13 protein-coding genes and 1 pseudogene are annotated in these 21346 nt (G+C 54.5%); 8 read left to right on the top strand and 6 right to left on the bottom strand.

The genetic code is table 11. The features are described 5' to 3' along the window. Positions 1 to 320 precede the first annotated feature (320 nt). The 4 genes from RRF56_RS00540 to RRF56_RS00525 all read left to right on the top strand — a co-directional run bounded on the left by RRF56_RS00540 (position 321) and on the right by RRF56_RS00525 (position 10776). Positions 321 to 4871 (top strand): PAS domain S-box protein, encoded by a 4551-nt coding sequence (locus RRF56_RS00540; protein ID WP_317033463.1) that lies wholly within the window; start codon positions 321 to 323, stop codon positions 4869 to 4871. A gap of 35 nt (positions 4872 to 4906) precedes the next feature. Continuing rightward, on the top strand, positions 4907 to 9361 hold the full coding sequence (locus tag RRF56_RS00535) for a CheR family methyltransferase (RefSeq protein ID WP_317033462.1): 4455 nt from the start codon (positions 4907 to 4909) through the stop codon (positions 9359 to 9361). Positions 9362 to 9614: 253 nt separating this feature from the next. Beyond that, the gene (locus RRF56_RS00530) at positions 9615 to 10124 is read left to right on the top strand and encodes a winged helix-turn-helix domain-containing protein (protein ID WP_317033461.1); all 510 of its coding nucleotides are present in this window, start codon (positions 9615 to 9617) and stop codon (positions 10122 to 10124) included. After that, entirely contained in the window at positions 10078 to 10776 is a 699-nt protein-coding gene (locus RRF56_RS00525; RefSeq protein WP_317033460.1) for an IS630 family transposase, read from the top strand. Before RRF56_RS00530 ends, RRF56_RS00525 begins: the two co-directional genes overlap by 47 nt. A gap of 132 nt (positions 10777 to 10908) precedes the next feature. Here RRF56_RS00525 and RRF56_RS00520 read toward each other — a convergent pair whose 3' ends face one another. Further along, positions 10909 to 13389, bottom strand: coding sequence for a heavy metal translocating P-type ATPase (locus RRF56_RS00520; protein WP_317033459.1), 2481 nt, complete (start codon positions 13387 to 13389; stop codon positions 10909 to 10911). Positions 13390 to 13454: 65 nt separating this feature from the next. Beyond that, positions 13455 to 13973 carry a DUF305 domain-containing protein gene (locus tag RRF56_RS00515; protein WP_317033731.1) on the bottom strand — a complete coding sequence of 173 codons (519 nt, stop codon included), beginning with the start codon at positions 13971 to 13973 and terminating at the stop codon, positions 13455 to 13457. A gap of 520 nt (positions 13974 to 14493) precedes the next feature. Between RRF56_RS00515 and RRF56_RS00510 the strand changes: the two genes are divergently transcribed. The 4 genes and pseudogenes from RRF56_RS00510 (at position 14494) to RRF56_RS00495 (ending at position 18134) form a co-directional block, all read left to right on the top strand. After that, positions 14494 to 15132, top strand: a complete 639-nt coding sequence (locus RRF56_RS00510) for a class I SAM-dependent methyltransferase (RefSeq protein WP_317033458.1) — start codon at positions 14494 to 14496, stop codon at positions 15130 to 15132. A 238-nt stretch (positions 15133 to 15370) separates the two neighbouring features. Beyond that, positions 15371 to 16864, top strand: a pseudogene (locus RRF56_RS00505) (multicopper oxidase family protein). A gap of 557 nt (positions 16865 to 17421) precedes the next feature. Beyond that, positions 17422 to 17919, top strand: a complete 498-nt coding sequence (locus RRF56_RS00500) for a nuclease-related domain-containing protein (protein ID WP_317033457.1) — start codon at positions 17422 to 17424, stop codon at positions 17917 to 17919. Next, a complete protein-coding gene (locus RRF56_RS00495; RefSeq protein WP_317033456.1) occupies positions 17916 to 18134 on the top strand; it encodes a hypothetical protein in 219 nt (72 codons plus the stop codon). The genes RRF56_RS00500 and RRF56_RS00495 overlap by 4 nt, the downstream gene beginning before the upstream one ends. Here the strand turns inward: RRF56_RS00495 and tnpC are convergent. The 4 genes from tnpC to RRF56_RS00475 all read right to left on the bottom strand — a co-directional run bounded on the left by tnpC (position 18123) and on the right by RRF56_RS00475 (position 21253). Next, positions 18123 to 19490, bottom strand: coding sequence for an IS66 family transposase (gene tnpC, locus RRF56_RS00490; protein WP_317033455.1), 1368 nt, complete (start codon positions 19488 to 19490; stop codon positions 18123 to 18125). The genes RRF56_RS00495 and tnpC overlap by 12 nt on opposite strands. A 194-nt stretch (positions 19491 to 19684) precedes the next feature. After that, positions 19685 to 20083: a hypothetical protein gene (locus RRF56_RS00485; protein ID WP_317033454.1), complete on the bottom strand. Its 399-nt coding sequence runs from the start codon at positions 20081 to 20083 to the stop codon at positions 19685 to 19687. Continuing rightward, on the bottom strand, positions 20061 to 20444 hold the full coding sequence (locus RRF56_RS00480; protein ID WP_317033453.1) for a hypothetical protein: 384 nt from the start codon (positions 20442 to 20444) through the stop codon (positions 20061 to 20063). The genes RRF56_RS00485 and RRF56_RS00480 overlap by 23 nt, the downstream gene beginning before the upstream one ends. A 197-nt stretch (positions 20445 to 20641) precedes the next feature. Beyond that, positions 20642 to 21253, bottom strand: a complete 612-nt coding sequence (locus tag RRF56_RS00475; protein ID WP_317033452.1) for a DUF4113 domain-containing protein — start codon at positions 21251 to 21253, stop codon at positions 20642 to 20644. Between the last annotated feature and the right edge of the window lie 93 nt (positions 21254 to 21346).

Here is a 21346-nt window from a genome sequence, read left to right as displayed (position 1 = left end):
TGACGCGAAGCGACTGGGTGATGAGAGCGAACACGGGGGCTCAGCTTACTCACCCTCCACCCCCTCCTGGTTCTTGACGTACTCCATCACAATTGCCAGAGGTGCCCCTCCACAAGAGATGATGGCTTTTTGCCTGCCCCATAAACTGCGACCTTTCCAGTAAGTTTTCCTAAACTCAACTGGGAATTGAGCAATTACGTTCTGTATTATGGTCAGGCAGCTAGCATAATTTTTGACCCCTCAGATCTTTTTCAAACGTCCTCTAAACTAATTTTTGCTTCAGCCATCAAACACCAAGGTCTTCAGGGAATACTTTTACAATGTCCCGAGATCACCACGTCCAACAGCAACTAGAGGCAGCTCAAGCCCAGATTCAGCGTTATGCCCAACAGCTAGCTGCTGAGCATGCTGCTGCTCGCCAAACCCAGGCTCAACTACAGGGGCAGATTCAGCAACAGCAGCGACACATTGCCGAGCTTGAAGCCCAAACTTATCGGCTACAGTGGGTTATTAACACCAGCCCAGCGACCACCTACAGTTGTGAGGCTGTCCATCCCTACTCCTGCACCTATATCAGCCAAAGCATTGAGACTGTTTTAGGCTATACCGCAGACGAGTTCAAAGCAGAACCGGATTTTTGGGAGCAGCGTTTGCACCCGGACGATGCCTCTGGTGTGTTTGCTGCAATCCCTAAACTGTTTGAGCAGGGCAAGCTTCAACATGATTACCGGATTCGCCATCGGGATGGGCATTACGTGTGGATCCGTGACGAACTAGTTCTTTCCCGGGATACCCAGGGATTGCCCCAGGAGGTGGTGGGTTACTTTACAAATATCAGTAAACAGAAACGGTTTGACGTCGAACGAAAACAAGCGGAACAACGCATCGAACAAGAATGCCAGCGTATTGCTGAAAAAAATGGCAGGTTCCGAGAGACCTTAAAAGCCCAGGCAGCCACCTATCGCCACCTATTTAACTGCAACCCTCAGCCCATGTGGGTGTATGACCTGGAAACCCTGAGCTTTTTGGCGGTCAATGATGCTGCGATCGCCAAATATGGCTATGCCAGGGCAGAATTTTTAGCCATGACTATTGCCGACATTCGCCCTTTAGAAGACGTGTCCCGCCTGCTGGAAAATGTGACCCAAGTGGATTCAGGGCTTGATATGGCTGGCATCTGGCAGCACCGCCTGCGAGATGGCCGGGTCATTCAGGTCGAGATTGTGTCCTATGCCTCGGAGTTTGAGGGGCGACGGGCTGAACTGGTGATGGCTCAGGATGTAACCCAGCGGGTGGCAGCTGAACAAGCCCTCCAAGCCCTCAACCGATCGCTAGAGCAAAAGGTTGCCGAGCGCACCGCCGCCCTTCAAAAAAGCCAGACGGAGCTATACGACATCTTAAACAGTTCTCCGGCCAAGATTTTTGTTGAAGATCTGCAAGGGCGATACATCTTTATCAATCAAACATTTCTGAGGCTCTTTAACTGCCAGTCTGAAGACGTTATTGGCAAAACTACTCACGAATTTTTTCCTTCTGAGATTGCTGACACCTTTCGGACGAATGACCTGCTGCTGTTAGAACAGGGTGGTGTGCAGCAGTTTGAAGAAATCGTTCGAGTCAATGGTGAAGACTGGGTCTTTTTATCCAATAAGTTTTTGCTGCGGGATGAGCAGGGTGAGGTCTACGCGCTCTGTGGCATGTCTTCCGACATTACCGATCGCAAAACCATGGAAGTAGATCTGAAAGAGAGCCGGGCAAGGCTGCAAGCCATGCTGGTAGCCTTGCCCGATCATGTCTTCCGGGTTAACCGTGACGGGTTATACCTGAACTTCTACCCCTCCGACTCCACGCTGGAGATCACGGGCCTCGATATGTTGGTTGGGCGCACTATGACAGAAGTGTTGCCCCCTGAGGTTGCCCAAGCTCACCTGCATCGCATTACACAAGCCTTGAGTACGCAAACTGTCCAGGTGAGCGAACAGGTGGTTGAGATGGAAGGGATGCAACGGGTTAGAGAGGTGCGGGTGGCTCCTTGTGATGCCGATGAGGTGGTGTTTGTCATTCGCGATATTACCGATCGCAAACAGGCCGAACTTGCCTTGCGGAAATCAGAAGAAAGATACCGCCAACTGTTCAATTCCATTGAGGAAGGGTTCTGCATCGCTGAGGTGTTGTTTGATGACGCAGGCACTCCCTACGAGCACCGCTTCTTAGAAACCAACCCCGCCTTTAGTCGGCATTGTAGACTTGCTTCTGTTGATCCGGTGGGTAAAACTGCTAGCGAACTCATGCCGGGAATCGCGTCATTTTGGAACGACCTCTATGCCCAGGTACTTTCAACGGGTAAACCCATTCGTCAAGACATTCGATCAGATGTGTTTGATCGCTGGTTTGAAGTACTGGTTTGCCCCGTTGGCAAAGATGCACCCCGTCAGGTCTTCGTTCTCTTTGCAGATGTGAGCGATCGCAAACAGGCCGAAATTGCCCTGCAAAACCTAAGTGATCGTCTCTCCCTCGTCTTGGAGGCAGGCCAACTGGGCGTTTGGAGTTGGGACTTAGACCTGCAACTGTATTGGGATGCGGCGCTGTGTCGCATGTATGGCATTCCTGAAACCAGCCAGTTTACGCCTTGGCAAGCTTGGCGCAGCCAGGTTCACCACGACGATAGTGAGCGGGTTGAGGCGCTGCTGCAGGCCGCCATTGAGGGCGCACCTTACACCGGGATCGAGTTTCGCATTTGGCGCACCGATGGCGAATTGCGATGGATTCAGTCGTTTGCCCAGGTGCAGCACGATGCCCAAGGCAACCCCGCCCGCCTAGTGGGCATTAATTGCGACATCACCGATCGCAAACAAGCCGAACTTGAGCTGCGCGATCTGACCACTCGCCTCACTCTGGCGCTAGAAGCGGGAGCTTACGGCACTTGGACTTGGGATCTAGCCGAGACCCTTGATTGGGACGAGCAGATGTATCAGATTTTTGGTCTACAAGATCTGGATCACCCCATTACCTATGCCGAATGGATCGCCATGGTGTATCCTGACGACCTCGCTAGCATTGATGATCAGATCCCCGCTGTTCTTAAAGGAGAAAATAACCTCCACGCCGAATTTCGCATTCATCGACCCGATGGTTCACTGCGCTGGATTCAAACAACCGCTCAGGTGCAGCGAGATGGTCAGGACAACCCATTGCAGATAGTCGGCATTAACCGTGACATTACCTATCGCAAACAGGCCGAAACCGCTCTGCGGAATAGCGAAGAAGAACTCCGCGTATTTATCAATGCCAGCTCAGACGTCGTCTACAGAATGAGCGCCGATTGGCGAGAAATGCAACCGCTTGACGGCAAAGATTTTTTGGTCAGTATCGATAGCCCCAGCAAGTCATGGGTCGAGACCTATATTCCCCCTAGAGAACAGCTCCGAGTATGGACCGCTATCCAGAAGGCGATTCAAACAAAAAGCCCGTTTGAGTTAGAACACCAGGTTATTAAACAGAACGGCACCATTGGCTGGATTTTCTCCCGTGCGATCCCCATGCTGAATGAGCAGGGCGATGTTGTGGAATGGTTTGGAACCGCCAGTGATGTTAGCGATCGCAAGCAGGTTGAACTAGACTTGCAGCGCACCAACGCTGAACTAGTCCGCGCCACCCGCCTCAAAGATGAATTTCTAGCCAATATGAGCCACGAGCTGCGTACCCCCCTCAATGCCATCCTGGGCATGACCGAGGGACTGCAAGAAGAAGTCTTTGGCCCCATCACCGACCGTCAGCGCCGCAGCATGACCATCATCGAAACCAGCGGCAACCATCTGTTATCACTAATTAACGATGTGTTAGATGTGGCCAAAATTGAGTCTGGACAGTTCGAACTCGACTATGCTGCGGTCAATGTGGGTCTGCTCTGTAATTCCAGCCTTACCCTGGTCAAACAACAGGCCTACAAAAAATGTCTGCATCTTGAAACGCACGTTTCCAAACGCTTACCCGAGATCTATGGAGATGAGCGTCGCCTGCGCCAGGTGCTCGTTAACTTGCTTAGCAACGCCGTTAAGTTTACCCCGGAAGGGGGCCGTATCACTGTCTCGGCCTCTTACACCTCTCTGACACCGGAGGAGATCGCTCTCAATCGAGAACTCATTCATCCTGAGAGGGAGCCCTCCGCCACGGTGGGGATCTTGACTCTGTCAGTTGCCGATACGGGCATTGGCATCAGCCCTGAGAACGCGAACAAGCTGTTTCAACCCTTTATTCAGCTCGATAGCTCCCTCAACCGCCAGTACAAGGGCACTGGGTTGGGGTTAGCCCTAGTGAAACAGATTACCGAAATCCATGGCGGCAAAGTAACGCTGACCAGCGCAGTCGGCAGGGGTAGTTGTTTCACCCTGCAACTGCCCATCATCCCCACCGACAATTTCTTGGCAACAGCCCCCCCCTCCATCGGGGCCACTGCTCCATTAGATCCCGCTACAGCTCCCCTAATTTTGCTAGCCGAAGACAACGCCGCTAATGTCAGCACCATCACCGCCTATCTAACCGCCAAAGATTACTCTTTGATTGTTGCCCCCAATGGCCTGGAAGCGGTTAACCTAGCCACTAGCACCAACCCAGATTTAATTTTGATGGACATTCAAATGCCCCAGCTCGACGGGTTAGAAGCCATTCGCCAGATTCGCCAACAGCCAGCCCTGGCCAACGTGCCCATTGTGGCCCTCACGGCCTTGGCCATGCCTGACGATCGAGAGCGCTGCCTGGCTGCCGGAGCCGATGACTATATCAGCAAACCCATGCGCCTCAAGCATCTGGCCCAGGTGATTTCAACCCTGCTGGCAAAATCCTCTACAGAAGAGGCTGTCACGTTGCTCTAAACTTCTGTTATTTCTCCCTTGCGTTCCATTGACTAATGATGTCTCCCCCCCGCAACTCCCCAAAATTTGTTGTTGGCTTAGGGGCTTTTGCCGGGGGCCTGCCAGCCCTACAGCAATTCTTTGCGGCCATGCCTAGCGATAGCGGGGTCGCCTTTGTTGTGGTGTTGCAGCAGCACCCCGATTTTGAGAGTTTGATGCAAGAGCTGCTGCGTCCCCATACCAATATGGTGGTTCAGCAGGTGATAACGGACGTAACCCTGCAGCCCAACCAGGTGTACCTGATCCCGCCGGGGCAAAACCTGGTGTTGCAATCTGGACGGCTACACCTGGTTGATCAATCACCGAGGCCGCGATCGCAGGTCAACCTCTCCATCGACCTGTTTTTTGAATCCCTGGCTAGCGACTGTGGCGATCGGGCCATCGGTGTGGTGCTCTCGGGGGGAGGTCAGGACGGTAGCCAGGGACTGAGCGCCATTCGGGCCGCCGGGGGGGTTACCCTGGCGCATGCCCCGGCTACCGCCATCGTTCCGGCCATGCCTCAACACGCTATTGATAGGGGCGTCGTTAGACGAACCCTACCGCCTGACGAGCTGGCCCGTTTAATCTACGAATTTACCCAGCCGGGGGGGCAGAGCTATTTCCAAACAGGCAACCCTACGGATGCTGTGATTGAACCGGCTACGCTAAGGCAAATTCTAGATCTGCTGGACGCATCCGAAAATTTGGATTTTTCCCACTATAAAACCTCTACCCTCAGCCGTCGTACCTATCTGCGCTGCTCGCTGTCGGGCTGCAACACCATTGACGAATACCTCAACTGTCTGCGTCACTCCGCTGAGGAACGACAGCGGCTCAAGCAGGATTATTTGATCGGCGTGACGCACTTTTTTCGTGATTCTGAAGCCTGGCAGGTGCTAGAACACCGGATTTTACCCGACCTGCTGACCGCTCTCATTCAGGCCCAAACCGATACGCTTCGGGCTTGGGTATCGGCCTGTGCCACTGGGGAGGAGGCCTATTCCTTAGCCATTCTGCTCGACTACCTGATGGAACAGATGGAGCAGCGCATGCCCATCAAAATTTTTGCCACCGATGTCAATACCCATGCCCTGCAACAGGCCTCTGAGGGGGCCTACCCAGAGCAGGTTGCCAACGACTTACCTGCCTCCCTATTGAACAAGTACTTTACCTGGCGCAATGGACGGTTTCATGTGAAGCGTCGCATTCGGGAAAACATTATTTTTGCCCCCCATAACCTGCTCGAAAATCCTGGCTTTACCCAAATGCATCTGATTAGCTGCCGCAACATGCTGATCTATATGCGCCCAGACAGTCAACAGCAAGTCCTGCGGACCATTCACTTTTCCTTGGCGGCAAAAGGTGTTCTATTTTTGGGGGAATGTGAAAACTTAGGCGATTTGGAAGCAGAGTTCACCCCCCTCAACCAAAAGTGGAAGATTTTCCAAAAGCGGCGCGATGTGCGGCTGCCCTTGCTCAATCTGCCCAGTGTGGGGAGGTTCTCCCAAAGTTCAACTGCATCCTCCTCAAACTTTCGCTCTACAGAAAAGTCTCCGTCCCCCCTGAATCCTCTGCTTCAGCAAGCTCTGGTGAATGTTTACGCCAGCCGTCAGGCGACCTGTGTGCTGCTCGATAACCACCAAAACCTGTTGCACGTGGTGGTAGATGCGGCCCGGCTGCTGCAAGTTCCCCAGGGAAAAGTGACCCAGCAAATTACCGCTATGCTCCCCGACGATCTTCGGGTACCCGTTAGCACCGCCCTCAGCCGTGCCTATCGAGATGGAGAGCCCGTGACCTACATAGGCATTCCGGCCAAAACCATTGTAGGCGATCGCTCTCTACAGATCACCGCCACCTACACCTCCAGTGGCTCCAGCATTGATGGGTTTGCCACCCTGGTGCTCGAAGATAACCGTCCAGATCCACCATCTCCGGCGATAGGCAAATCCTTGCAGCTGGGCGAAGATACCACCCTGCGCATTATCGAGCTAGAACATGAGCTACAGCGGAGCCGCGAAAGCCTCCAGTCCACTATTGAAGAACTCGAAACCATCAACGAAGAGCTACAGTCTACCAACGAAGAACTGCTGGCCTCCAATGAGGAATTGCAAAGCACGAACGAAGAATTTCAATCCCAGGCGGAAGAACTCTACACCATCAATGCCGAGTACCAGGCTAAAATTGCCGAGCTCACAGAACTCACCGCCGATTTTAACAACCTGCTCCAGAGTATCGACATTGGCGTCATTTTCCTCGATCTGGATCTGAGCATTCGCAAATTTACCGAAGCGGCCACTGTCGCTGTCAATCTGGTGGAGACCGACATTAACCGCCCCCTAATGCATCTGACCCACAGTTTAGAGGGGATCAACCTTCTAGAGCCTTTACAGGAGGTGTTTGAAACAGAATGTCCTCTGGAACGAGAAGTCCGCCTTACCACCACCGGAGAAAACCTGTTAATGCGGGTACATCCCTATTGCCAAAGACGGGGCCAAGTAGATGGCCTGGTGATCACCTTTGTCAATATCAACGAGTTGAAGGAAACGGAGCGCCAGCTCTCCGAAACCCTGGAACTGCTAGAAACCACCTATACCACCACCCCCGTTGGCCTTTGCCTGCTGGATGCCGATTTATGCTACATACGCATTAATCCGGTGCTGGCGGCAATTGACGGGCTACCTGTCGCTGACCATTTAGGCAAAACTCCCGGAGAAATCCTGCCGGATCTGGCGGACACCCTGGAGCCTATTTTGCGCCAGGTGATTGAAACGGGGGAAGCCATCACCAACCTCGAAATTACCGGCACTACCCCCGCCGCCCCCGATGAAATTCGTCACTGGATCGCCAGCTACTACCCCGTCGGAGATAGGGTGGGCGCTGTTGTCACCGAGGTAACGGATCTAAAGCGCACCCAAGAGGCTCTGGTCAAAAACGAATCCCTGTTTCGTCTTACCCTCGACCAGTCCAACATCATGGTGTTTACCCAGGATTGTGACCTGGCTTACCAGTGGGTCTATAACCCACTCACCGGCTTCACCGAGGCCGATTTTCTCCACAAAACCGATCCCGAGATCTTTTCGGGCATCAATATCCAACCACTTACCAATGCAAAGCAGCAAGTGCTGGCCAGCCAAACTCGGCAGACCTTGCAGTTTCGGCTGGATCAAGCGGGGGGCGATCGCTACTTCAACCTCAAGCTAGAACCCCTGATCGACCTGGATGGCCGCCTTGTCGGTATTGCTGGAGCGGCTTACGAAGTGACTGAAGAAAAGCAAATTGCCCTAGCCTTGGCCTACGCCAACGACCAGGTCCGGGCCGCCAGCCAGGCCAAGAGTAGCTTTCTGGCCGTCATGAGCCACGAATTGCGTACTCCCCTCAACGCCATCTTGGGCATGACCGAAAACCTGCTGGAAGGCATTTTGGGGGAGGTTAGCGATCGCCAGATCCACGCTCTGGCCACCATTGAGCAAAGCAGCACCCATCTCCTAAATCTGATCAATGACATTCTCGACCTTTCCAAAGTCGAGGCCGGGCAGCTGGAACCAATCTGGGCCGTTGTCTCCGTCCCCGAACTTTGTCACCGCAGTTTAGAACTGGTCACCCAGCAGGCCCAGAAAAAACAGATTACCCTTGACCTCGACCGGCCCGCTGACCTTCCCAACCTGTGGGGCGATGCCCGCCGACTGCAGCAGGTGCTGGTGAATCTGCTCGACAACGCTGTCAAGTTTACCCCTAAGGGGGGCCAGGTGACTCTGGCTATTCGTGCTGAAGATGACCGGGTTAGCTTCAGTGTCACCGACACCGGCATTGGCATCGCAGCAGCAGATATTCCTACCCTGTTTCAACCCTTCACCCAGGTCGAGAGCGACCTCAGCCGCCAGTACGACGGCACCGGATTGGGTCTGGCCGTGGTCAAACAACTGGTAGAACTCCACGGGGGCGAAGTGTTCTGCACGAGCACGGTCGGTGTCGGCAGCAGCTTTACCATCGTGCTGCCCATCCAGTCGCCCACACTGGCCCCTCAGCTAAACCCTGAGCCCAGCCCAGCCCCTGCGATCGGCGCATCGACCCCAATTTCGGCCTCATCGGTGAATAGCTCTGCCCTGATTCTACTGGCTGAGGATAATGAGGCTAATATCGAAGCTACCACCAGCTACCTTGAGGCCAAGGGCTTTCGACTCATTGTGGCCCATAACGGCACAGAGGCCGTAGCGATGGCTCGCTCCGAAAAACCAGCGCTGATTCTAATGGATGTGCAAATGCCCGGGGTAAATGGCCTGGAGGCTATTCGACAGATTCGCCAAGATCTTGAAGGAAATGTTCAAAATATTCCCATTATTGCCCTCACCGCTCTATCGATGGCAGGCGATCGGGAACGTTGTTTAAGGGCGGGGGCAACTGAGTACATGAGTAAGCCGGTTAAGCTTAAAACGCTGACGGCTAAGGTTCAGGAATTATTGGCTGGCCCGTAGTGCGTTAATGGTCTGCATCAGACACAGCCTTCCCTTGGCCGATAGCTTCGGCTTCTCTTCACGCAACGAGGTTGTCTCCATCATGGCCAGTCTGGATGCTTCGAGCCCATCATACTCGGGGCAGTCTGGGGAGCGATCGCTCATGCGAATCTGTGACTGTACAAGGCCAGTTCCAGGTAACCCAGAAAAGCCGAGAATACTGACTCATACCAAATCCGACTTGTATACCTCCGGAATAGTGTAGGGTTGAGGGATGCCTAGACCCCTCCATCTCGAACCTCATTTTTCAGCCGACGAGCTTAAAGCGCGTTATCGAGCTAGCGTTGACCCGGTCGAGTCTCGACGTTGGCATCTGCTGTGGCTGGTTCACACACAAACGACGCTGACTGATGCCGCTAAAGCTGTGGGCTTTCACTACGACTACGCCCGAGTTGTCGTGAAAGATTACAACCGTGATGGCGCTGATGGGCTGCGCAATCGCCGCAAAGACCAGCGACCGCAACAGTCACGGAGTCTGCTCAACCCCAAGCAGCTCGAAGCCTTGGAAGCTCGATTGCAATCGCCCCCGGACGATGACGGGGTCTGGAGTGGGCCCAAGGTGGCGCGCGTCATCGCTGAGGTCACTGGGGTAACGAAGGTCTGGCCCCAGCGAGGGTGGGACTATCTCAAGCGCTTGGAGCAATCGCTGCAAGTGCCTCGTCCTCGGCATCGCAAAGGTGATCCGGAAGCCCAAGAGGCGTTTAAAAAAACTCCCGGAGCGTAAGGCTGAACTAGAACAGCAATATCCTGACGCGCTGGTCGAAGCGTGGTCGTTTGATGAGCATCGCTTGGGATTGAAACCGATTATTCGCAAGGTGTGGGCCAAAGTCGGGCAACGACCGTTGGCCCTGGTTGACCCACGCTATGAGTGGACGTACCTCTACGGGTTTGTTCATCCCACGACCGGCGATACCGAGTGGCTCATTCTGCCTCGGGTGAATAGCGATTGGTTTAACCAAGCCCTGGCTACCTTTGCAGATCAAGTCGGGGCTGGCCCTCACAAGCGGATTTTGTTGGTCATCGATGGGGCTGGATGGCACACCTGCAAAGACCTGGTGATACCCGACGGCATTCATCTAGAGGTCTTGCCGCCTTACTCACCCGAGTTACAGCCGGCAGAACGGCTCTGGCGACTCGCCGATGAGCCCTTAGTCAACCGCTGCTTTGACGCCCTCAGTGATCTCGAAGATGTCCTTGAGGCCCGCTGCCGCACTCTGCTGTCGATGCAATCCGAGATTAAGGCCCTAACTAACTATCATTGGTGGCCCTGGGCTGACCGGCAGGGCGATCGCCAGCGAATAACTGAGAGCATCCCCCCCGGTAGGGGTATCCACGTAAGGCGGGACGTAATATGCACCTGTAGCTCTGTGCCGTAAACCCAGGTGATGCCCTTCGACAGGTTGCTCCAAAGGAGCCGCTGCGCGAACAGGGCGAATGTTCGCCCTGAGCTTGTCGAGGCCCATTAGTGACTTGATCCCCATGCCCTAGGGTCTAGTTTCGCGTTGAAATTACTCCTCAAATTGCAGTCGCTTTAGCAGCATCGAGTTGCCAATCACCGAGAGGGAGCTGGCGGTCATGGCCACCACCCCCAGCATCGGATGCAGCAGACCCAAAGCCGCAATGGGGATCGCTAACAGATTGTAGATCGAGGCCCAAAACAGGTTCTGCACAATTTTGCGGAAGGTGGCGCGGGAGAGCTGAAAGACTTCGTTCACCTTGGAGAGTTCTCCTTGTACCAGGGTGACATCGGCGGCCTCAATTGCCACATCGGCCCCCGCCCCAATGGCAATGCCCACATCCGCCTGGGTCAGGGCCGGGGCGTCGTTAATGCCGTCTCCTACCATGGCCACCTTGTCGTGTTTGCTCTGTAGGTGCTTGATGGCGTCTACTTTACCCTCGGGCAGCACCCCGGCCAGCACCCGGTCGATGCCGACTTCGGTGGCGATCGCCTGGGCGGTGCGTTCGTTGTCGCCCGTCACCATCACCGGGGTAATGCCCTGGGCTTTGAAGCGGGCAATGGCGGCTTTAGAGTCAGCCTTGACCGTATCTGAGACGGCGATTACCCCAGCGGCTTGGTCGCCAATGGCCACGGCCATGGCGGTTTTGCCCTGGGCTTCTAGTGCTGCTAGGGCGGCTTCCAGCGGTTGGGGCGAGATGCCAGCCTCTTGCAGCAGGCGGCGACTGCCGACCCGCACCAGTTCACCCTCGACCCGTCCCTGCACCCCTCGGGCGGTGAGCGCCTGAAACTCACTGACGGCAGGAATCTCTATCCCTTCGGCTCGGGCTCCTTTGATAATGGACTGCCCCAGGGGATGCTCAGAACCCGCTTCTACACTGGCGGCGGCCCGCAGCAACTGCTGCCGGGACAGGTTCGGCCCCATCACCTGCACATCGGTGAGGGCTGGTTTGCCCTGGGTGATGGTGCCGGTTTTATCCAACACCACAGTGCGAATATCCTTCATCACCTGAATCGCGTCTCCAGATCGAATCAGCACCCCCCGTTTGGCCCCCATGCCAGAACTCACCATTAGGGCGGTAGGAGTGGCTAACCCGAGGGCGCAGGGGCAGGCAATCACCAAAACTGCGATCGCAGCCAAAAGTCCCAGCAGCCACGAATTCAACGTCGGATCTACCCAGGGCAGAAAGCCTGCGCCCCACACCAGAATTGGCCGCAGGGTCTCGGCAAAGAACCACCAACCCAGCAGGGAGACTAGGGCAATCACGAGCACCACGGGCACAAAATAGGCCGTGGCCTGGTCGGCAAATTCTTGAATCGGCACCTGGGAACCCTGGGCTTCCTTCACCAGGCGAATCACCTGGGACAAAAAAGTATCTGAACCCACCCGAGTCGCCTTGATCTGCATCAGCCCTTCCTGGTTCAGAGTAGCCCCCATCACCATCTCCCCCGGCCCCTTTTCCACGGGCACCGATTCCCCGGTGGCCAAAGATTCATCGATGTGGCTCGTGCCCTCGACAATCTCCCCATCGGTGGGGATTTTCTCGCCGGGACGCACCACCATTACATCCCCCACGGCCAGCTCCTGCACCGGCACTTCTACCTCTTCTCCATGGCGCAGCACCTGCGCCGTCTTGGCCCCCAAGGTCAGCAACGCTCGAATCGCCTGGGATGCCTGCCCCTTGGCCAGAGTTTCTAGATAGCGCCCCAGCAGGTGAAAGGTCATGATGGTGGCGGCCATCTCCATAAAGGAGGTCATGGGATAGACAAACCCCAGCAGGCCAATTAAGTAGGGGGGCAAACTGCCCATGCTGATCAACACATCCATATTGGCGGTGCGATTGAGCAGCGATCGCTTGGCGGAGCGATGGGTGCTGGCCCCGGCCACAAACACGACCGGAAAGGCCAGCACCGCCACGATCAACAAATACCCCGGAATCTCGACCCACAGCATATGCACCAGCATCAGCCCCATGATGATCGCGGTGGGAACCGCCGCCAGGGTGAGCTTGCGCTTGGCCGCCCGGAGATAGTTGGCCTCAATGTCGTCATCTGCTGCCTCGGGTTCTCCTACCGAGGCCACCTGGGCCACTTCATAGCCCGCCTGCTCTACCGCCTGGCGCAGGGCATCGGCCCCCACCTGTTGGGGGTCAAAGCTCACCAGCACCTGCCGGTCGGGCACCCGAGGTTGAACCTCACTCACCCCCGCTAAGCGCTCCAGGGATGTCCGCACTAGCCCGGCGCAGTGGTTGCTGCCCATCCCCGGCACCGTCAAAACCAACTGCTGGCTGGCTTGACCTGAGGTGCTGCGTACCTGGGCCACGTCATAGCCCGCCTGCTCTACCGCCTGGCGCAAGTCTTCAGGAGCCAACTGCTGAGGGTCAAAGGTCACCGTAACCTCGTGGTCAGCAATTTGCGTATGCACCTGGCTCACCCCATCAAGGCGATTCAGAGAGGTGCTGACCAACCCGGCACAGTGGTTACTGCCCATTCCCGGCACGATCAATTGGGTCGTTTGGGTAGCTGACCCCATGGTGATGCCCTTATAAATATCAATGGCCTTTGCTTCACCCTAGACCCTCTAGTGCGCTAGAGAGTCTAGGGGGCTGTCGAGAAATCTGGAATCGGTCTTGCTTCTAGCTCAGATTGTGCAGCAACCAAACCATTTTCCCGAATGTCAGAAATTAGCCACTCCATCTCTCTGATCTCTTGCCACTGGGCTTCGATGATTTCATCGGCCAGTTCACGCACACGAAGATCTTGAATCTGGGCTCGCTCACTGGTCAAAATAGCAATTGAGTGGTGAGGAATCATGCCTTCTAGATAATCGACGTCGCTCACCGTAATCTGACTGCGCACCAGCCACAGTGAAGCGCCAAACAGCACAAGGGCGCTTAGGTAGATGGCGATGTTAATGTTGCGGCTCTTATACATATGCAGCATGTATGACAGCATAATTACCATCATGGCAGCACCCATGATCAGTGCCATGAAGAGTCGTGTTTCACTAAGCCGGGCATGATCAAAAATGTGGTACGAATGCAGATACATCAAGAAAAACATCACAACGATTGAGGTGCCAATCATTGCAAAGTATCTAATGTAACTACCCTGCATTCCTTGGTGCTGATCAGCACCCGCATGTTCTGCGGTAGTTTGTTTGCTGCTATCCATCAGTCTTCTCCGTAGTAATAGTGGCGATACAAAAATTAAAAATAATCTTTACAAGCTAATCAAGCTAATAAATAAGTTCTACTTGGAAGATCGCTGTACTTGGTCGTTCTGCTTAGAAGTTTTTCTATTGGCGTAGGCGCATGCGCTTCACCATTTCAGCTTGCCCATACAGATTTCAGTATAGTGTTTACATTTCACTGCACAGGCCATGGCTGCATCGAAACTAGCTTGATATTTTTTGCAATTGAGAAGCACAAACGCTCTCGATTAATTTTTGCTTGACAATAGAAACCTATATAAAAATGCCCCCATCCACACCTATCCAGGGGATGAATCTTAATGGCTGACGCTTAATTTCTGACAGAATGTCGGTTGCCGTTGCTTTACCCTAGACTCTCTAGCTAACTAAAGAGTCTAGGGCGGAGTTACAAACCGTTGCGATCGCACATTTATCAACACAACTATGAATACAAATACCCATCCAAATAGGGATACGCGTATGGTACAGCAGCAGTACAACCAGATGGCCAGCCGCTACGATCGCCGCTGGCAGAACTATACTCACCAGACCCTTCAGTTTTTGTTGCACTGGGCCGATCTACAGCCCCACGAACGGGTGTTAGATGTGGGCTGTGGCACGGGAGAACTCGAATGGTTGCACCTGCAAGACCACCCCCAGCAGATTATCGACGGCATCGATCTGGCTGAGGCTATGGTTGCGGTCGCTCGCCAAAAATGTCGCCCCTTTCCCCAGGTCTCGTTTCAGGTGGGTACCGCTGAGGCGTTACCCTACGGCGATCACACCTTCGATGTGATTGTCTCTGCCAGTGCCTTTCACTATTTTCCCGACCCGCTAGCCGCCCTCAAAGAGATGAAACGGGTGATCAAGCCAGGCGGACGGCTGGTGATTTTAGACTGGTGTCGCGACTTTCTGTGGTGTCGGCTGTGCGACCTCTGGCTGCAATGGCGGGATCCAGCCCATCAGCAGTGCTATAGCCAACAGGAACTACACCAGTTCTTGCGTCAGGCTGGTTTTCAGGTCAAGGCCTCCCAGCGGCAGCGGTTTGGGCCATTCTGGGGGCTGATGATCGTCACCGCTTAGCCGATAGATCCCGCTGTCAGTGCTAAAAGCTCCTTCCAGGGTTGACTCTCCATTCCACTGGAGTGTTTAGAGTAGAGGAAAGAGCGATCGCCCCGAAATGCCAGCCCTGGCGGACGACATCATCAGTGCCCAGCAGGCCGAAAGTGACCAGATTGAAGCTTGGCGACAGGTCTGGTACGGTCAATAGAATGTCCGACTTTAGATAAAACCCGATGTCTTTATAACTGCTGATCAGACCATGCCTCACTTCAGCCGCAGAAAGTTTTTGGCCCTCAGTACCGTTAGCACAGGGTCACTGTTGCTGTACCAATGTGCGCGGCATCCCCACCCGATATCCTCGTCTAGCCCGGTAGGGTCTAGTACTGCGATCGCTAGTCAGGACGGCCTGCTAGACGTCAGCCTAGCCGCGACGCGAGGCACCGTCACCGTGGGCGGCAGGGCAATTGAGCTGATGAGCTATAACGGCCAAATCCCTGGGCCTCGCCTAGAGGCATATCCTGGGGATACGGTCGGGCTGAGGCTAAATAATCAGCTAGGAGAGGCCACGAATCTGCATTTCCATGGTTTGCATGTTTCTCCATCGGGCCATGCCGACAACATCTTCTTGGATATCCCTGACGGGGAAACCTTTACCTACGAATTCACCATTCCTGAAGATCACCCCGGTGGCACCTTTTATTACCATCCCCACCGGCATGGGCTGGTCGGTCGTCAGGTCTTTGCCGGGTTGGGCGGCATTTTTGTGGTGCGCGGCGCGTTGGATCAAATCCCAGAAATTCAAGCCGCAAAAGAGATCTTTGTCTTTTTGAAGGATATCGACTCTAGCAACCCGCTGGGGCAAGCCCACCCGATGCAGGCCATGCTGGGGCGCGAGGGCGACCTGGTCACGGTGAATGGGCAGCAAACCCCTAGTTTCACCCTTGAGGCTGGGGGGCTGTTGCGGCTGCGCTTGGTGAATGCGTCGGCGGCCCGCTTCTATCGCCTGAGCCTAGATGACCACCCCATGTATCTGATTGCAACGGATGGGGGTGCGATCGCAGCCCCCCAAGAACTCCCAGAGCTATTGCTGGCCCCTGGGGAACGAGCTGAGGTGCTGGTCAAGGGCGATCGCCCTGGGGGCACCTATCGATTAGTGAATTTACCCTACGACCGGGGTTCCATGGGCATGATGGGGCGAGGCGGTATGGGCCAAGGAAGAATGGGTCAAGGGGGAATGGTCGGCATGGGCCGTGGCCCGATGGGACAATCCCCAGCTGATTCTCCCCAAACCCTGGCTACCCTCACCTATGCCAGTGAATCCGCCTCAGTTCCCTTACCTCAGCAATTGATTCCTGTGATCGCCCTGCCGGAGCCCCAGCAGACCCGAGAGTTCCGGCTCCATCACGGTATGGCCCCTGGACAAAGGATGGTATTTCTGATTAACAATCGGGCCTATCACCACGACCGGATTGACACCCAGGTGACGCTCAATACCACCGAAGACTGGGATTTAGTGAACACCGACAGCATGGGTCATCCCTTCCATGTGCACACCAACCCCTTTCAAGTGATCCACCAGAATGGTCAGACAGAAGCCTATTGAGCCTGGAAAGACACCGTTTTAGTGCCTGCCGGAGCAACAGTCCGCCTTCGTATCCGCTTTGACACCTTTACGGGAAAGTCTCTGTACCATTGTCACATTCTTGATCATGAAGACTTGGGCATGGCCGGTATTCTAAATATCCAGGCTTAACTAAACTTACCCATGGATATCAATCAGGTTCCGACCAAACGGGCTGTCGCCCAACCGGTCGCGGTCTGTCGCCCCACCTGTTGACTAGCATAAACTGGTTGACTGCTATATATAAACCTTTGGCAACAGCTAGAGCAATTCTCAGTATGACTTGGCCGATTGAAGGAAAACCGCTCAGGCTGAGCTTGTCGAAGCCCGTTCACCCTTCGACAGGTTGCTCCACAGGAGCCGCTGCGCGCACAGGGCGAATGTTCGAGCTGAGCTTGTCGTTCGCGAAGCGTCCCCAGAGGGGAAAGCTCATTACTGACGCAACCTATCCCGGCTTAAGTTGATACCCCTCGGTAGATTAACCCACTGCCGGGGGGGGGCTCTTTCCGTTGGGGGGTCTGTCTGGAACTCACACAGTCCCCCCGACTCCGCCAAACTAGCACAGCTGCCGAAGAGCCCGGTAGGGTGCAATCACCACCAATCTCCCAAGACTCTGTGAATCCATTGCGCTATCGCCACTAAACCCCTGCCCCACGGGCACACTGAGAGCAATCACAGGGTTTTAGACCATGGCCACTCTCATCCCCTCCTACAGCAGCTGCGCCGGTCGCATGACCGGGGGAGAGAAGCGCCTGGCCCAGCGCCTGGAGGCCAAACTAGAGGATGACTACATGCTCTGGTATGACGTACCCGTCGGCCCCAAAGCCCTGTATCCTGATTTCATCCTCCTGCACCCCTCACGGGGTCTCTGCGTGCTGGAGGTCAAAGACTGGCGGCTAGACACCATCAAGTCTGTGAACCCGGATGAGTTTGCGATCGCAACCCCACCCCAGGGCTCAATCAAACACGTTAAAAACCCTCTCCACCAGGCGCGAGATTACGTCCTGGCGATGTGCTCACTACTGGAGCAAGACCCAGAGCTGGTGCAGGCCGATACCAGGGCAAGCTCATCTGCCCCTACGCCTATGGTGTGGTGCTGCCCAACATCACCCGCCGCCAGTTCGACGCTGAGCCGGTGCTGGCCCAGGTCATCGATCCTCACCTGGTCATCTGCAAAGACGAAATGACCGAGGCCGTAGATCCAGGAGCCTTTCTAGAACAGATCTGGGCCATGAGCCACTACAACTTTGGCACCACCCTCATCAACGAGCAGATCGATCGCATCCGCTGGCACCTGTACTCCGAGATGCGAATCTCCGCCAAGCAGCTCTCTTTCTTTGACGACGAGCCCGCCGACACCCTACAGACCGCTATCCCGCAGGGTAATTGCTCAACTCAGTAGCCAATCAGACTGCTGTGAGGTAAGGGCACGAGAAAGAGCATCGAAGGCAGAGATACCCTGCCGGCGAGCCGTATTCACCAGTGAGCGCACCTGGGCAAACAACTCTGCACCCCAGTCGGGGCGAAAGCCATGGGTGACCTTGCGAAAGACCACACTCCATCGCAGCGCCTGTTCACTGGAATTGTTGGTCGGCGGCACCGTCTCATCATCTAGAAAAAGCAGCAGATGCTCCCGAATCTTCAAGTAGCGTTTGAGCAGTTGCTGACCCTCAGGGGACTTGGGCCTCAAATTCAAGATCTCCCGTAGGCTGCCTCTCAATCGAGACCGGTACTGCTGAAGCGTGGATTCAGCTAACTGATGTCGTCGTCGATTCACGGCAATGGCGCGCAGTAACAACCGCTTCATCCGAGGGGCAAACAGGTCATCGCCCGCATCAATGGCATACTGGCAATCCCTGAGTTGATGGGCCAGACAGACTTGCCACTGCTCGGCGGGGTGGGCCTTTTGCGCACTGAATAAATCGGAGACCCAGACCTGGGGGCGGTGCCCGGCCATCGTCTCGTCAATGACGGCCTTCCCTCGACTAGGGCGAATCACATGCAGGCACACCTGCTCATTCTGGAACACCCACTCCCACTGGTTGCGACCGTTGATGCGGGCACTGGTTTCATCGCTGCATACCAGACGGGCACGGCGCAGACGTGCGACAATTTGCGCCACTGGTGCGGCAAGTTGGGTTTGAACCCGTTTTAGGAGGTTGGCAATTGCCCCTTCTGATATGGCCACCCCGTACAGGTCTCCCATCAGTTGGCTCAGCCGCTGATAGCTCACCGCATGACCGTACCTCAGATACGTCAGTACGCTGGCGATACTCTGACCAAAGGGTGAACCGGGCTCTAACCCAACTGGCACGGGGGCTTCATAGCTCTGCTGACAGCACGCACATTGCCCACCGTAGCGTTCGACCCGAGTCACTTGGGGTCGAACCTGAGGCAGTTCAATCCGTTCATACACCGCTTTGAGTTGTTGATGAGCACGCTCTACCGCGTTGCCGCAGTGAGGGCAACGGTTCACTCGCGCTACCACCACTGGGTCGGGCGATGCGCTCAGGTCTCGGCCACCTCCCGCACGACCCACACTCGCCGTTCGCTCGCTTTGGCTTGGCTTAGAATCCTCTGAGTTAGGCTTAAATCCTTTCGCCGGTGGCAAACTCGAATTGCGCGACGTTTTCTTGGTGCGTTTGCCTTTAAGCCTCTCGACGTCTGCCTGCAACGCTTGCACCATCTGCCACAGCTCTCGGATTAGAGCATCTTTCTCCTCAGAACTGAGGCCTTCTAGTGGCGGCAGGTCTCTCATGCCAAAAGTTTACCACCCTCTCCTATCCGTCGGTACCCGTCAACCTAGTTGAGCAATTACGAATGTCATTTGCCCATTAACTTTACCAAGTGCTTCTCTCCAGGATGAATGGTTCAATCCAAATTCCACAAGTCCAATAGACGGACAAGCAGTTGTGATTCTAGTGGCAAGAATTGTCATGAACTGGCCTGAAACTAAAATATCTTCCGTGCACGACCTTCGAGTACATATAGCACTGCATGTGGTGTTTCTCTGGGATAATTTCTATAGGTTCCTGCCAGTTCATAAGAACGTAAATCAACAACATTCACATTTCGATCATTTTCAATCACCGAAAAAGCATCGGCCAATGCAATTGCGCAAGTAACCTCTGATGCCTGAGCTGATGCTTTTTCTGAAGAGATGCTTAATCCTGAAATAAGAAGAAAGCTAGACAGAGCTAGTGATGTAAATCGCTTTATTTTCATAGAAGCCCTTGCAGTCATCCTTGAAATAGAAGAAACACGACACCCTTGCCTCAATCGAAACTCTACCAATCTTTTGAAAGTTGATGTTGCACTAACCTTCTGCCTATCGCTGGATAGTTCTTTCACAAATAAAGTTGAAATTGCTCTGCAAGAATTCAGCGGCCACATATCCATACTCCTTTAACTCTGGGATATATACATAGACCCAGAGATGTCCCATAGTATATTCCTCACAGCTGATTACATAAACACTGTCACCAAGATCTAGACGAGCAAAAATAAATCCTCCTCTACCCGATTCTAGAGGTATAGATGAACGTACATTTACGCTTTCAGATACCACAAGTGTAGGAGATAGGCCAGAAGAATAATATAAACTCATGTTGAAAGAATGTTCTCTTGGATTAGCAAGCATTTCAGCAGATTGTACGGCTGTTGGAAATGAGAGTGCTAAAGCAATAGATAGGACATTCATCATTGGTTTCATTGACTATTTCCTTTTTTCGACTTTTTACACGGCGACAAAGCTAGCTGCACCCTCAGACCTGGGGAGATGGAGGTTGCCAAGTAGAACAGTGTCCGCATGATGAGCGACGGCAGTTTCAGGGATAAAAACCCATGACAACTTAGAGAGAAGCAGTCAGACCGCCCCTCTACTCTAGATTTCCCGGTTTTCTAGCTGTCCTATAAGACGGTCTCGTAAGACAGTCTTGTTGATTTATGGGATTCTGTTTGCCAAGCCTTCACAGTTGGGATCTCCCCCCAGTGGGTCGTGTAGCGTTGCGAGAAATACTCTGACCGCATAGTCCAGGTGGGCTTCAGGCCCATCGCGCCAAACTTGACAGCGTCGGGGCAGAGCTTTCGGTTAAGGCTGTCCATTGCTGCCATCAAGCGATCGCGCTTCTCAGTATCCACCGGGGCCGCAAATAAGCTACCTTGCACCTCGCCCACAGGGATTAGCTCAGTGGCGATGACTTTGGCCTTCAGATACTCATACCCCGGCGTAAATGCCGCTTCAGCTAGCCTCATGGCCTCGTGGATGAGCACAGCGGTATCGTTAGTGGGCTGGTCGAGGGCTACAGAGCGAGCCGCACCATACTGGTTCTCGGGGCGGTAGTAGCTGGTGCGCATGGAGACGGTGAAGTGACCCGCCAGCAGGCCATCGGCCCTGAGCTTTTCGGCGCAGCGGGTGGTGTAGGTGGCCACCGCCTCTTTGATGTCAGAGAGTTCTGTCACCAGGTGGCCAAAGGAGCGAGAGACAATCCGCATGGAGACGGGGGCGGCCACGGGCTCCATCGGGAAACAGGGGGTGCCGCGCAGTTCCAAAAGGGTTCTCAGGCCAAGCACTCCAAATTTTTTCTTGATCACTCGCTCGTCGGCCTGCTTGAG

Origin of the sequence: Nodosilinea sp. E11 (assembly GCF_032813545.1) — a bacterium.
In the GTDB taxonomy this organism is placed as follows: domain Bacteria; phylum Cyanobacteriota; class Cyanobacteriia; order Phormidesmidales; family Phormidesmidaceae; genus Nodosilinea.
This window is presented reverse-complemented; position numbering and strand designations above follow the sequence as displayed.